Genomic DNA, 14524 nt, shown 5'->3' on the forward strand with positions numbered 1-14524 from the left:
AACAAAAAAACGTGATTCCCTCGAAAGGAAATCACGTTTTCTCAAGATATAATATTTTATACCCAACCTCTGAAGCGGCTTGCTTCAGCCATTTTACGAACACCAACCATGTACGCCGCTAAGCGCATGTTCACTTTACGAACTTGTGCTGTTTCATAAATAGAATCAAATGATCTTACCATTACTTTTTCTAAACGTTGTTCTACTTCTTCTTCAGTCCAGTAGTAACCTTGGTTATTTTGTACCCACTCAAAGTAAGATACTGTTACACCACCAGCACTTGCTAACACGTCTGGAACAAGTAAAATTCCGCGATCTGTTAAAATTTTAGTCGCTTCTAATGTTGTTGGACCATTTGCAGCTTCAACAACGATTTTCGCTTTAATATCATTAGCATTTTCTTCTGTAATTTGGTTCTCAATTGCAGCTGGAACTAAAATATCGCAATCAAGTTCTAACAATTCTTTGTTTGAAATTGTATTGTTAAATAACTTTGTTACTGTACCGAAGCTATCACGACGGTCTAATAAATAATCAATATCTAATCCGTTTGGATCATGTAACGCGCCGTAAGCATCTGAGATTGCAATAACTTTCGCACCTGCATCATGCATAAATTTAGCTAAGAAGCTACCAGCATTACCGAATCCTTGAACAACAACGCGTGCACCCTTAATATCAATGCCACGTTTTTTCGCAGCTTCGCGAATACAAATTGTTACACCTTTCGCTGTTGCTGTTTCACGTCCATGTGATCCACCTAGTACAAGCGGTTTACCTGTAATAAATCCTGGTGAATTAAATTCATCAATACGGCTATACTCATCCATCATCCATGCCATAATTTGAGAGTTTGTGAATACATCTGGAGCTGGAATATCTTTCGTCGGTCCTACGATTTGGCTAATTGCTCGTACATAACCGCGGCTTAATCTTTCTAACTCACGGAATGACATTTCACGTGGATCACAAATAATTCCACCCTTACCTCCACCATATGGTAAATCAACAATACCACATTTTAAACTCATCCAGATTGAAAGTGCTTTCACTTCATTTTCTGTTACATTCGGATGGAAGCGAATTCCACCTTTCGTTGGACCAACAGCATCATTATGTTGCGCACGATATCCTGTAAATATTTTAACAGTCCCGTCATCCATACGAACTGGTATTTTCACTGTCATCATACGAATTGGTTCTTTTAATAATTCATATACTTCGTTTGGATAACCCAATTTTTCTAACGCTTCACTAATAACAATTTGTGTTGAATTCAATAGTTCAAAATGTTGTTCCCTTTGTTGTTGTGTTTTTGTTTGAGTTCCCTTTTCGGCTACCATAGTAAGTAAACCCCCTGTAATTTCACTTGTTTAGTAAACCTTCATTGCCTAGTATACACCCTTAAATTTGGAATGCAATAGAAAACGCTAACAAATATATACAAACTATTTTCTGTTGCAAGCGTTTTCACTATTATTATAGTCCTTTTATTACTTTTAGAAAAGTAAAATACTTAAATATTTAAATATTTTTTATTTTCATCAACCACACTCCCATAAAACTGCATATTTTATTTTCAAAAAGTATGTTCGAGTATTTACAATCATCCCTTCCCTTCTCCAAATAAAAACAAAACCTCAGCTATGTTGTATTAGCTGAGGTTTTGTTTTTTCACGAAGTAATTGTGTATTTGCTCTATCGCGTTAACATCCATTAATTCTTTACCGTACTCCATGATGCGATAAATGGTTGCTGTAGACGGATTACCGTATTCCGCTAAAATAGCTATAAAATCCGCCTTTAACAATTGAATTTGTTCCTCTTCTTCCACCCAAAGATAGAAGCGCTCATCCCACGTATATAGCTTTCCGCCAGTTACACCAAGGTTATATAAGCGATTCGACAGGTTAATTACGTCATCTAGCGTAGCAAACTCATATAATATATGCTCACTTTCATCTAGAGTCACTTGCATTTCAATAAACTCGTCACGGAACTCATCATCTGTATCCATTTCTTGATTTTCTTTCGTTACAATTACAACCATCCCTTGTGCTTGTAGAGAAAACACTTCAACTGCAATCGGACCATCTGCTTCAAACCCTAATTCCTTATTTGCTTCTTGCATCATATCACGAAATAATTGCTGCACTTTCGGTGCATTTCTCCATAAATCTTCTTTCGTTAATCCTCGTTCAGATAAATCATCAAATGTTAGAAAAATTTTTATCTTATTGTAATTTAATCGTTCCAGCCTCATCTCATACCCTCCCTACGTAACCAATGCATCTAATTTTTATTATATGAAATAGAAAATAGATGGTTCTTTTCGAACAACTATTCCGACATTTTTAACCATCCATCCCATTCTTCTTTCGTATCACCAATTAAGATTGTTTCAATGTCCAACTGGTTTAGAACGCCTAGCTTTCCGATAAATCCAACTAAAAGAGATTCCCTTTTTTCTTGTAATAAATTTATAAAGTTCATCGTCTTTTTCATTTCTTGTTCGTCAGCAAGAGATACAAATACATATTTCGGCTGTATTTCCTCTACCGCTGATAACATACCATCTTCAGCTAAGCTTGTCCTAATATATATCGCCTCATATCCTTTTAAGCGTAAATAAGTTGAAAAAATAAATCCTTTCAATGCATCCTTTTCTAACACAATAACTTTGTGTAAAGAGGAAAACATTGAGGCATTGTGATACACCATCCCTAGACGCGTTTGTAAAAATGATAGTGCATATTGAAATTGCACCATTGAAATCTCATTATTATTTTTTGACGTTAATAATTTGTCTGTCACTCGAAGAACAATACTGGCAACAACCTTCTCTGTTGAATATATACTAAAAGCTTCGTTTAATAATGCAGCAATTGTAATTTCATCAAATTTTAACAAAGCTTGTAGCAAATCGTCCACTAAAACAACTTCTTTATCGAAATGTATCTCTTTTTGAACTGTACTCTGCAAACGATTCTCTTCTAATAATCGAACTGCTTGTCCAATCATCATACCGGAAGAAACTTTTTCCATTAACCATTTTAAAATTTGAATATGCTCTTCTGTATATAAACGATGCCCAGCTTGATTCCGCTTTGGGGCAATAATTTGATATCGTCTTTCCCATGCACGAAGCGTACTCGGCTGAACTCCAATTATATTCGAAACGGCTTTTATATTGTATTTCCCATTAAGAGTTGGCATCATTTCCCTCCGCACAATGTAATGATGTGTGTTTGAGCAGGTGCTCGGAAACGAAGTGGTATCAATGTTGTTCCATACCCATTACTAACAAAGAGAATCGTATTTAAATGGTTATATACGCCACCTTTTAAATATTTTTTAGATGGGAATAATCGGATTTGCCCTCCATGCGTATGGCCACTTAACACAAGTGAAATCTGTTCATTTCCAGACATTTTTTTTATTATATCAGGGTTGTGACTAACTAGGATACGAAAACCATCTTCTTTACAATCCGCCAATGCCAAATCTAGACGATCACGGTGCAATCCAACATCATCTATACCGAGCAAACAAATTTTCTCGCCTAATTCAGACTCAAATACCACTCTTGTATTATCTAAAACTTTTACGTTATTTTCTAATAATAACGCATCTAATTCATGATATTCTATCTCATAATCATTGTTTCCCCACACAAAATATACAGGAGCTATCTCTCTTAACTTTTGAATATTCGCAGAGATTTTTGATAAAGAGACACCTTTCTCTGCTAAATCTCCTCCGATAATTACGAGATCTACTTTTCCTTTTACTTGTTCAATTAACAAATTCGAAATGACTCTTCTATGAATATCAGAAATAAAAAACACATTTACTTTTTGAAAACTTTTCGGAAATTCTTTAAATACTAAAGTATGTTCCAACACCGTATTACGCATCGCTTCTTTATACATCACAAGAAGCAATAAAATCCCCATGCCTATGAGAGTACTGAATAATATAATCCATATCATATTTTTGACTCCCCTCCTCATAAAGATAATCCTAGGCTTTTATAACAAACGGTGATCGCTTAACTCACTAGCTTTCTTGCTTTGTGGACTTATCTTTTATCGGAATTTTTAATTCTTGACCTGCACTCACTTCATCTTCTTGCAAGTTATTATACTTTTTAATTACTTCAATTCCATTTCCATCTGAAAAATATTGCTTCGCTATACTTTCTAAAGTTTCTCCCTCTTTCACAGTATGCGTTATTACTTTTTCAGAATGTTTCTGCGACTCAGATTTAGCTGAATCAAAGAAGATTACTTCAAACGCACTTTTTCCGGCATTATTACTATCACCCTTCACCTGAATATATTTATCCGTGTACCACAAAATACTAATCGGCAGCAGAATGAATAGAAATGTTAAAACCCGGACGAAAATGTGATTTATTTTAAACTTTTGTTTTTTTTCTTTATTTCTATGAATTTCACTACGCGGCGGTAAACTTTCTTTTTCTTCCACTCGCTCAACTTCTAATTCCTCTTCAAAATCAGGAATTCGTTTCCTCATGTTGTTCACCACCACCTTCCATTTATTTTCTTAATTGGAGTCCCATTATAAAATCAACAAGAAAGTGTGCAAAGATTGTTATAAACAAATTTCCTGTCCATTCAAATACATAACCAAAGACAAAACTAATGAAACAGACGAAACAAAACAAAAATGGCTTTGTTATATAACGAATATGTAACACTGCAAATACGAAGCTCGCAATTACAATTCCAAAATGAGTCTGTACTACACCTCTAAATAAAAATTCTTCTGCAAAACCAATTAAGAACGTAATAACGAGTAAGTGTAGAACGGACATTCCTCGAAACATCTTATCGTTAATACCACCATCATCAAACCAAGACTCCGGAAACACTCGCATTGCAACATAATCTAATAACACAATACCAATCGCTAACAAACCACCTATAATAAGTATAGATACTGGTTCCCATTTCCATAAATTAAAGACTTCTTTTACATCTTGAAATAATATATATGCCAGTAAACAGCCAATACCGATAATAATTAACTGTGTTATATATAGATTCAGCCTTATTTCCTGCGGACTCATATCTTCAACATTATGCCTTTGAATGTTCATCATTCCTCCATCTTTTCTAGGCCGAAAAGCTTTTGTAACTCTGTTTCCCAATTATAGTCGAAATCCGATTGTTGCGCTCGTCTTTTTTTATAATCTTCTTTTATAATACCGCAATAATCGCAGCAATTAATTAACTCTTGCTCTTTCCTATAACCGAACTGTTGCAGCACATATTCACGTCTACACCCTTTAACTTGTATCCATGATTTCATATTTTCTAGCTCACTATATTTATTACGCAACCTTATTTCTACTTCAGCTATTAATCGGTTCATAATTTCATCTGACAAACCTTCTAATAATAATCTTCGTTGTTGTATAATTCCAACCTGTTCGAGATGATAACGAACGAAACGCCAATATTGCTCATTAAATCTTGCTGCATTATAACAAATTTCTTCTACATCTTCTATTGGTAATTCTTTCGTTTGAAACATTCTTTCTTGTAGTAAAGAAAATAAAAATTGTATTTGTGACTTACTTGGCAATTCATCCTCAATGATTGAAATTGGTAAATCATGATCCAACGGACTACATAATAAAATAGCTATACTCGGTTCGCCATCTCTTCCAGCTCTTCCGATTTCTTGTAAGTAAGAAGCTATATTAGTTGGATAATGAAAATGAATAATATATCGTGTATTCGCCTTATTTACCCCCATACCAAATGCACTTGTGCATATTACAAGTTGCAATTGATCGTTCATAAACTGCTGTTGAATTAACATACGCTCTTCATGTTCCATACCACCATGATAAAAAGCTACACCAGTAACACCTTTCCCTCTCAAGTATTCCGTTAACCTTTCTGTCCACGCTCTACTTGAGCAATATACAATCCCCGGCCCTTGTAAATACATCACCTGCTCTAAAAGCGCCTCTTTCTTTTCTTCTATCGTCTCTACAAATTGCACATCCATTGCAATATTAGGACGATCAATAGAGTATACATGTTCCGCGGCACCCTTTAAATTTAAACTATTTGCGATATCCTGCAGTACCCCTTTTGTCGCTGTGGCTGTCAATGCTAATACTGTAGGAGAACCAATATTTTCAATAACTACATTTAGTTTTTTATAGTCCGGTCTAAAATCATAACCCCATTGAGAAATACAATGAGCCTCATCAACAACAAATAATGAAATATGAATTTTCTTCAATTCCCTAATTAATAACTCCGACTGTAACATCTCTGGTGAAACAAAAATAAATTTATATGAAGATAATTTTTTCATCGCTTCTCTTTTTTCATTTAATGTCCGAAAACTATTAAATGCTATTACTCGGTTTTTCACAACATACTTTAATTGTGTCACTTGATCTTCCATTAAAGATAATAACGGTGATACAACAAGCACTGTTCCTTCTCGCATAAGCCCCGGAAACTGATAGCACATAGATTTCCCTCTTCCAGTCGGAAGCATTGCTATCACATCTTTTCCTTCTAATAAATCTGTAATAACTCCTTTTTGACCTGGACGAAATTCAGAATATCCAAACCACTTATATAAATATTCTTCAAGTTTCATTTACACCCTCCATCCGCGCTAATACAAGACGAACTTCAAAATAAGAGATATCTTCTCCAACCGCTTGTTTCAAAACACGTAACTTCCGCGTTTGCAATGCTTCAATTACTTTTATTACTTTGTCTATCTTTTCTTTTTCCATAAACATTTCAATAGAAAAATCTTTTTCTCGCAAAGCAATTTCAACAAAATGATCTTCTATCGTTGCAACCTTTAAATTCCGAATCGTCGCTATTTCTTCTAAAGAACGTCCTTGTCTCCAAAAATTATATGTTTTTTTCGTGGATAAACTAAATAATTCAGCTCTCTCATTTGGATAAGATATAATTTCAGCTAATAGTGGAAATTCATTTTCTTTATCACGAACTTCTTGTATAAAGAAATGCATTGTACCCCAAAATAAAAAATACACCCTGAATATATCTTGTTTCGTAATTTCTGCTAATTGTTGCAATGTACAACCAATACGTTCATAACCCGTTAGTCGATATGTTACAATCGTCGCTTCTATCGTATTGCTCTTTTCTAAAAGATTATGTACTTCCGTCCATAGTTTTCTCGCCAACTCACTTCTCTTATATGGTATTCCTGTTAGAAAACGTTTCACCCACATCATTATTTCTGTATCTTGCTGAATTGGGATAAACTTCGTATTATTCTGTTGTAAATTTGATATGGTTTGAATAATTAATGATAATCTTTTCCAAAATGTTTCACCTAATTCACCATAATGTAAACCATGCAAATGCGCCGGAAAAGCATAAACTTTCCCCCATTTATGTAACTGCATTTTACCCGTAGGTGTTAACACATATGTATTTTCATGTATTTCTTGAATAAAATTCGCTTGCAACAACTTTGCAACTTCACCATCATAGTCATTTCTATTCAATGATTTATATATTCCGAACAAAAAAGAAATTCGGAACATATTTCCATCTTGTAAAGTTTGCGAAGAACGTTTGCCCTTTAGTAAATAATAAATAGAAGAAACGGTTCTTTCACCATTCAATTGTTTTAAACAATGCAACAAAGTATATTGTATTTGCATGACCGCTTCCACCTTCCAATCTTAATTTCATTCTTTTCAGTACAATTACACTATCTACTTTCGCTCATTAAACTTATCATATAAGAACTATATACTTGTATATATTCTATTGTATCAAACGAAATCATATTTACGTATTTTGAAAATCTTATGACATAATTCAAAAATGAGTTGACACTCTAATTGATAAGCATTATCATTATAATTTTATGTTGAAAAGTTTTACAAACCGTTTTACAATAAGGTTATAATTTTTATGGCGAGCTTTTCACATACATATTATCAGGAGGGAAAAAAGATGGCAAAATATACAATCGTTGATAAAGATACTTGTATTGCATGTGGTGCTTGTGGCGCTGCTGCACCAGACATTTATGACTATGATGATGAAGGTATTGCATTTGTAACATTAGATGATAACCAAGGTATCGTTGAAATTCCAGATGTATTAATTGAAGATATGATGGATGCATTCGAAGGCTGTCCAACTGACTCAATTAAAGTTGCTGACGAATCATTCGACGGAGACGCTTTAAAATTCGAATAGTCTTTTATTAACTTCAAAAAATGCCCCTCATATTGATGAGGGGCATTTTTTGTATCTAAATTTTATTTTCCGTAATAAAAAACCATTAGTAGTTTCACACTACTAATGGTTTTAATATATATTATGCATTTTTCATTTTTGCAAACACCCATACTTTCAGGCGTGAGAATAATGCTACAAATACAATTGTTACAACAATTCCTTTAATTAAATTAAATGGTAAGATTGCCGTTACAACCGTTGTTCTTATAGCTTCGCTAGACATAGCCGGTGAATTTAAAAACCAAGTGTAAGCCGGGAATATGATGATGTAGTTTAATACACTCATAATAAGTGCCATTGTAATTGTCCCTAGCATTAATCCTGTAGTTAAACTCTTCACAGTACGGTACTTTCTAAATAAGAAAGCTGCTGGTCCAATAAATAAACATCCTGCAATAAAGTTTGCAATTTCTCCAACTGGTACTCCCGTTAAACTTCCTTGAATCCCGTAATGTAAAATGTTCTTTATCGCCTCTACAATCACTCCTGCTACTGGTCCAAAGATAATTGCTGCAATTAGAGCTGGTACATCACTAAAATCAATTTTCAAAAATGGCGGAAGCCCTGGGAACGGGAAATCTAACATCATTAGTAAATATGCAATACTACTTAGCATCGCTACACTCACCATCTGCACTACACTGTTTTTTTGTTTCATCTTTCTCTCTCCTTTTCCATCGATCATCTCATGGAAAGTGGAAAGGTTCTGCTATGCCTATTTTTTCATAGAACGAAAAAACCCTTTGTGTTTTACACAAAGGGAGAGTTTAAGGCACATCAAACAGACGTTCAAATCCATATCTTTTTTGAACGCTTGAACCTCCATCTTCTCCCATCCAGACTATACTGTCGGCTTTGGAATCACACCAAATCCTGCCTTAACGGCTCGCGGGCTTAGAACAAAATCATAAATAGTTCATCACCGCCGGTCGGGATTTTCACCCTGCCCCGAAGATAGACCGATATTCTATTTTCCCCTTCATTATACAACAACCTCATAACATTGTGAACTAAAAAATTGTAACTTATTTAAAATTAGTTATTTATTTTTCGTAACAACGAATAAATTGCGAGATATTTTACAATACAATCCATATTTTTTATTATTCGGCATTTCTCTTTTGAATTACCTAGTCATATATAATTAAAAGTGATAAGATATTGAATTGTTAAGATAAGAACATTTTCTGAGTTATGGAGGAAATGTCATGAAAAAAGACAAGAGACATTCTATTCGAGAAGCAATGAAAAAAAACTTAAGAAAAGAATACTTTTACTTAAAAAAAGAATTACTTTTCTACTGCCCAATTGATTTAGGCACATTCTCAAACGAGACATACTATGCTACTTTCGATGAAGATGGCATTAGTATTTATCAGTATGATAAAAAAACAGAAAGTAAATTAAAATTGTGTGAGCGTCATCCGTGGAAGAGTTGGAATAAAGTGAAGATTGATCACTATTTGACAACTTCTCAATTTATTTTTCAGGGTGAGCGAAATTGGATCTTATCTCTTTTTCAAAAAGGAAAAGAAGCTCAAAAAATTATTGAAGAGCATACATCTTTACAAACAGAAGTTGTTTCCCGCTCTTTCTTAAAAAAACTTCCTGGTTTTCGTTCTAATACACCACTGAATAAATACATCGGTAGTATTTGTTACACTGCACTTATTGCATTTTTATTAAAATGGATGATTCCATTTCAAGCACCACAAATCGCCCTGTATTCTATTTCGATTGGTTGTATGCTTCTTGGCCTACTTTGTTTGACAATCGGTTTAATTGAACCGACTATCGTACTGTTTCGAACAAAAGAGAAAACAAGAACAAAAGTTTTTTACTTATATAGCTATATAGCTATTTCTGGATTTATATGTGTCTTTATTTTTTGGTAAAAGAAGCCGTCCCAAAATAAATTTTGGGACGGTTTTCTTTTAGATATAGATGCTCTAATTCACTCAATAGTTCTAGCAAAAGCGCCCATATAATTTCATTTACATTGAACCTTATTTAAGAAGAACATAAATTTGTTCAAAGTTTAATTTTTGAAATGTTTCCTTTACTTAACATATAATTGTTGATTAGGATAAATTAGCTCTTGCTGCAATCCATTTTTTTCTTTAATTTCCTTAAGTGTCATACTAAATTTCCGTGCAATACTAACTAAAGTATCCCCTTTTTGTACGACATATAATGATGAAGAAACAACTTCATTTCTTTGTTCATTTAAAACAAGCAATGGGTTCATCGCATTCTTTTTCGCCATCGTCCATCTTCCTTGATGAAGTTCTAGATGTAAGTGTGCACCTCGCGATTCTCCCGTGTTCCCTACTTCTCCAATTTTTTCTCCTTTGGAAATATAATCTCCTTGACCCACATATCTCTTATTTAAATGTGCATATACAGCCTCATATTCTCCGTGTTTAATAAATACAACATTTCCATAACTACTTGAATAATAAGACTTCGTTACCCTACCATCTTGAATAGCTGCCACAGGCGTTCCAATCGGCGCAGCTACATCAATACCATAGTGTTTTCCATGCCTTGTCCCAAAATAATCACTTATCTGACCTTCAACAGGCCATGTCCATCGATTTTCTTCTGCATAAACATGTAATTGAGATACAAACAGCATACTCAATAACATGACGCCGCATTTTAAAACTTTCATATACATCCTCCGTTTTCTAATTACCACCATACCTTCTCTATTTTGGTATATTACAGAAAAAAGTATACAAAAAAAGAAAGTGAATTACTCCACTTCCTTCTCTTTCTTATCACGAAAAACTAATGCACTACGGTTATACTCCACATCTTTCACTTGTAATCGGGCATTTATTACTCGAGCTATCGCAAACAAATAATCAGATAATCTATTTACATACTTTAAGACAACTTCATTTATTTTCACTTCTTTTTGCAATGATACTATAGAGCGTTCTGCTCTCCTTACAACAGTACGTGCAATATGAATAGTAGCCGCCGCCTCGCTACCACCTGGCAAAATAAAGCGTTCTAATGGCGGGGCTTCTTCTATATATAAATCAATCTTTCTTTCTAAACTTTCAACCATCTCAATTGTCACTTTATAAGGAATTTTTTGTTCCACTATTGCCAAGTCTCCTCCGCAATCAAATAGTTCATGTTGAATATTTTCGAGCTCATTGTAAATATCTCTAAAAGCCCCGCCTTGAACCTTAGTCATTGCATATCCAATATGAGAATTTGCCTCGTCTATTGTTCCATACGCTTCCACACGGATATCATCTTTATCAACCCTGCCACCTATTACACTTGTCGTTCCTTTATCTCCTGTTTTTGTATATAATTTCATTTCTTCACAGCACCCTCTCTTGTTATTCTTGATTCGACCAAGATAGAAAAAAGTTCTACCATTCTTTATTTAATTGAGTTTACAAAAAAATAAAAAACAGCAGAACTTTATTCATTATCAACTTTAAAAAAGCATATCTAAATTATACGATTCGGTAAATATACAGAGAATGTAGTTCCTTCTCCAACAACACTTGATACAGAAATTTTACCGTCATGGCCTTGAACAATATTTTTCGCAATTGCAAGCCCGAGTCCTGTTCCACCCTTTTTCCCACGTGTTCTCGCTTTATCAGCTTTATAGAAACGATCAAATAAAAATGGAATATCCTCTTCTGGAATGCCTACACCCGAATCTTGTACTTCAAAAATGAGGCCATTATTTTTCTTATCAATTACAAGCGTTACATGTCCACCCGCATTCGTATGACGAATTGCGTTATCAATCAAGTTCGTCAACACTTGTTCCATCCGATCTGCATCAAACGCATATTCTTCAATCTGATTCCGGAAATCAACTGTTAGTTCAACTTCTTTATCCTTTGCAATCCCTTGGAATTTACGACCAATTTTTTCCACAAACGGATGTATGTCCACTTCACCAATATGTAACTCTACGTGACCGCTTTCCATACGAGCTAAATCTAACAATTCATTTACAAGTTTACCTAAACGAACGGATTCATCATAAATGATTTGAACAAACTCATCTATTTCCTCTTTCGTTTGCACAATATCATCTAAAATCGCTTCACTATACCCTTGCAGCATGACCATCGGTGTACGAAGTTCATGTGATACATTCGCAATAAAGTCTTGACGCATTTTCTCAAGACGACGTTCTTCCGTCATATCTCGCAGTACCGCTACAGCCCCACGAATTTTCGTTTGATTGTAAAGTGGTGTCATAAGAACTACATAGTTCCCTTTTTGTAAATTAATTTCAACAACTTGTTGTTGCTCGCTTTCTACAACGAGATGGAATAGTTCCACAAGTTCAGAAGGTAATTTTTTACTTAACTCTATCTCTTTTTCTTCTTGCCAAACTTGTAAGAAATGTTCAGCCGGTGGATTAATAACTACGACTTCACCTTCTTGATTTAACGTAATAACTCCATCTGCCATACTACTCAAAATACTAGCTAACTGTTCTTTTTCTTGCTGCAAAGCATTCATATTAAACTTCAACTGTTTACCCATTTGATTTAAGGCCGTTGCCAGCTCACCAATTTCGTCCTGAGATACCATAGGAGCCTTTGCATCAAATTTCCCACGTGACACTTCAAAAGCAACCTCACGCATTTTACGAAGCGGTGCTGTAATCCGAGTAGATAAGAAGAACGCAAAGAAAGTTGTTAATATAATCGCAATCCCAGCGGCTAAGAAAATGAAATCAGTCGTTCTCTCCATATCTTTTATTGGCACTTGTAAAGATTCATATACGAACACTGCGCTTTGATTTTTTGATTGCACTGGTTTCCCAACGATCACAATATCATTTTCAGTGCTTTTATTCTTTCTATTATCAGAAGCTTTTCTAATGTTGTTCTTAATTTCTTTTTTGTCCGTAAAAACAGCGGCTAATTCTTTATCTTCTTTTAAATTATCCATTGTAAGGGTGACTAACCCTTCTTGTTTCGGTGAAGAAGAGATTTCCTTGCCATCTTCTACAATAATAATCCTTGAAAGTGGATCAGAGAATTTGTACGCGATGTTCTCAATCGTTTTTACATCAGCACCTTCTTCAATTAATTCCGTAACACTTGTTGCGACTTTTTGAAGTCTATTTTCACTCATATCAACATAATACGTTCTAAAAAATTGTGAAAGTAAAATCGCAACAAATCCAAGAACAAACGAAACGAGAAGTAATATGGTCATCCATAACTTCCCTACTACACTTCTCCAAAGCATCAGTCGTTCACAACCTCAAATTTGTAACCTACACCCCAAACAGTAACAATCATTTTCGCTGCATCTGGTGATTTTTTGCTTAACTTCTCACGTAAACGCTTTACATGTGTATCAACTGTACGTAAATCTCCGAAGAATTCATATTGCCATACTTCTTTTAACAGCTGCTCACGATCGAATACTTTATCAGGAGCTTTCGCTAAAAATAATAGTAACTCATATTCTTTCGGCGTTAAGTTTACTTCATTGCCATCTGCAGTAACACGGTGTGCATCGTTATCAATTGTTAAGTGAGGGAATACAGTAACATCTTTTGTCGTTGTATCTTGTGTAAAGAATGTTGTTGGTACAGCACGACGTAATACCGCTTTCACACGTAGCACGACCTCACGTGGACTAAACGGCTTTACAATATAATCATCTGTTCCAACTTCAAATCCTTGTACTCTATTTACTTCTTCACCTTTTGCTGTCAGCATAATAATTGGTGTCGCTTTCTTCTCACGAACCCCTTTACATACTTCAATGCCATCTTTACCAGGCATCATAAGATCTAATAAGATTAAATCGTAATCATTTTGCAACGCCATTTCTAAAGCTGTATCACCATTATCTGCTTCTTCAATCGTATATTGTTCTCTTTCTAAGTACATTTTCAATAAACGACGAATACGATCCTCATCATCTACAATTAAAATTCTTGATTCATTTTCCATCTCTACCCGCTGCGTACTCTCACCTCAGCGGTTCACACCTACCCTTCTTTAACTATTATGTTGCGCTATTCTCGTTTATTTAAGCAATCTTCTAAATGTTTCACTTCCCATATTATGCTTCACAAGAATAATAAATTTTGTTCAATTTTTTTCCAAAACTATGTATTTTTTTTGAACTGTATATAATGTCCTCGACATCATTTTACAAAATCAACCGCTACTTTGTCATGTTTTTCTCAAAAAAGAAGAAAAGTTGACAAA

15 protein-coding genes and 1 riboswitch are annotated in these 14524 nt (G+C 34.4%); of the genes, 2 read left to right on the plus strand and 13 right to left on the minus strand.

The genetic code is table 11. The features are described 5' to 3' along the window. Positions 1-56: 56 nt before the first annotated feature. The 8 genes from gudB to ACS2CR_RS01995 form a co-directional block, all read right to left on the minus strand. Positions 57-1343 (minus strand): NAD-specific glutamate dehydrogenase, encoded by a 1287-nt coding sequence (gene gudB, locus ACS2CR_RS01960; RefSeq protein ID WP_000225173.1) that lies wholly within the window; start codon positions 1341-1343, stop codon positions 57-59. Between the two features lie 311 nt (positions 1344-1654). Continuing rightward, positions 1655-2263: a genetic competence negative regulator gene (locus ACS2CR_RS01965; protein WP_001235402.1), complete on the minus strand. Its 609-nt coding sequence runs from the start codon at positions 2261-2263 to the stop codon at positions 1655-1657. A gap of 77 nt (positions 2264-2340) precedes the next feature. Beyond that, positions 2341-3216 (minus strand): MerR family transcriptional regulator, encoded by an 876-nt coding sequence (locus tag ACS2CR_RS01970; protein WP_153602477.1) that lies wholly within the window; start codon positions 3214-3216, stop codon positions 2341-2343. Beyond that, on the minus strand, positions 3216-3992 hold the full coding sequence (locus ACS2CR_RS01975) for a metallophosphoesterase (RefSeq protein ID WP_000637796.1): 777 nt from the start codon (positions 3990-3992) through the stop codon (positions 3216-3218). The genes ACS2CR_RS01970 and ACS2CR_RS01975 overlap by 1 nt, the downstream gene beginning before the upstream one ends. 67 nt (positions 3993-4059) lie before the next feature. Then, positions 4060-4539 (minus strand): LysM peptidoglycan-binding domain-containing protein, encoded by a 480-nt coding sequence (locus ACS2CR_RS01980; protein WP_001231553.1) that lies wholly within the window; start codon positions 4537-4539, stop codon positions 4060-4062. Positions 4540-4561: 22 nt separating this feature from the next. After that, the gene (locus ACS2CR_RS01985; protein ID WP_001025780.1) at positions 4562-5125 is read right to left on the minus strand and encodes a CPBP family intramembrane glutamic endopeptidase; all 564 of its coding nucleotides are present in this window, start codon (positions 5123-5125) and stop codon (positions 4562-4564) included. Further along, a complete protein-coding gene (gene recQ / locus ACS2CR_RS01990) occupies positions 5125-6654 on the minus strand; it encodes an ATP-dependent DNA helicase RecQ (protein ID WP_000762979.1) in 1530 nt (509 codons plus the stop codon). The genes ACS2CR_RS01985 and recQ overlap by 1 nt, the downstream gene beginning before the upstream one ends. Continuing rightward, positions 6644-7705, minus strand: coding sequence for a helix-turn-helix domain-containing protein (locus ACS2CR_RS01995; protein ID WP_048568845.1), 1062 nt, complete (start codon positions 7703-7705; stop codon positions 6644-6646). Before ACS2CR_RS01995 ends, recQ begins: the two co-directional genes overlap by 11 nt. Positions 7706-8003: 298 nt before the next feature. Between ACS2CR_RS01995 and ACS2CR_RS02000 the strand changes: the two genes are divergently transcribed. Then, the gene (locus tag ACS2CR_RS02000; protein WP_001151993.1) at positions 8004-8252 is read left to right on the plus strand and encodes a ferredoxin; all 249 of its coding nucleotides are present in this window, start codon (positions 8004-8006) and stop codon (positions 8250-8252) included. 121 nt (positions 8253-8373) lie between these two features. On the opposite strand, the gene ACS2CR_RS02005 is transcribed toward ACS2CR_RS02000, so the two are convergent. Further along, positions 8374-8952: an ECF transporter S component gene (locus ACS2CR_RS02005; protein ID WP_000810856.1), complete on the minus strand. Its 579-nt coding sequence runs from the start codon at positions 8950-8952 to the stop codon at positions 8374-8376. Between the two features lie 162 nt (positions 8953-9114). After that, a riboswitch (FMN riboswitch) is annotated at positions 9115-9254 on the minus strand. 248 nt (positions 9255-9502) lie between these two features. Between ACS2CR_RS02005 and ACS2CR_RS02010 the strand changes: the two genes are divergently transcribed. After that, positions 9503-10189, plus strand: a complete 687-nt coding sequence (locus ACS2CR_RS02010; RefSeq protein WP_053512848.1) for a hypothetical protein — start codon at positions 9503-9505, stop codon at positions 10187-10189. A gap of 164 nt (positions 10190-10353) precedes the next feature. Here ACS2CR_RS02010 and ACS2CR_RS02015 read toward each other — a convergent pair whose 3' ends face one another. The 4 genes from ACS2CR_RS02015 to resD form a co-directional block, all read right to left on the minus strand. Beyond that, positions 10354-10968, minus strand: coding sequence for a peptidoglycan DD-metalloendopeptidase family protein (locus ACS2CR_RS02015; RefSeq protein ID WP_000866125.1), 615 nt, complete (start codon positions 10966-10968; stop codon positions 10354-10356). A gap of 84 nt (positions 10969-11052) precedes the next feature. Further along, complete coding sequence (locus tag ACS2CR_RS02020) at positions 11053-11634, minus strand: cob(I)yrinic acid a,c-diamide adenosyltransferase (protein ID WP_000781277.1); 582 nt, start codon at positions 11632-11634, stop codon at positions 11053-11055. Between the two features lie 137 nt (positions 11635-11771). Continuing rightward, positions 11772-13547, minus strand: a complete 1776-nt coding sequence (gene resE / locus ACS2CR_RS02025) for a sensor histidine kinase ResE (protein ID WP_074643651.1) — start codon at positions 13545-13547, stop codon at positions 11772-11774. Further along, a complete protein-coding gene (resD, locus tag ACS2CR_RS02030; protein WP_000426861.1) occupies positions 13547-14263 on the minus strand; it encodes a DNA-binding response regulator ResD in 717 nt (238 codons plus the stop codon). Before resD ends, resE begins: the two co-directional genes overlap by 1 nt. Positions 14264-14524 lie beyond the last annotated feature (261 nt).

The organism is Bacillus cereus group sp. BceL291 (genome assembly GCF_051776705.1).
Lineage (GTDB): Bacteria > Bacillota > Bacilli > Bacillales > Bacillaceae_G > Bacillus_A > Bacillus_A cereus.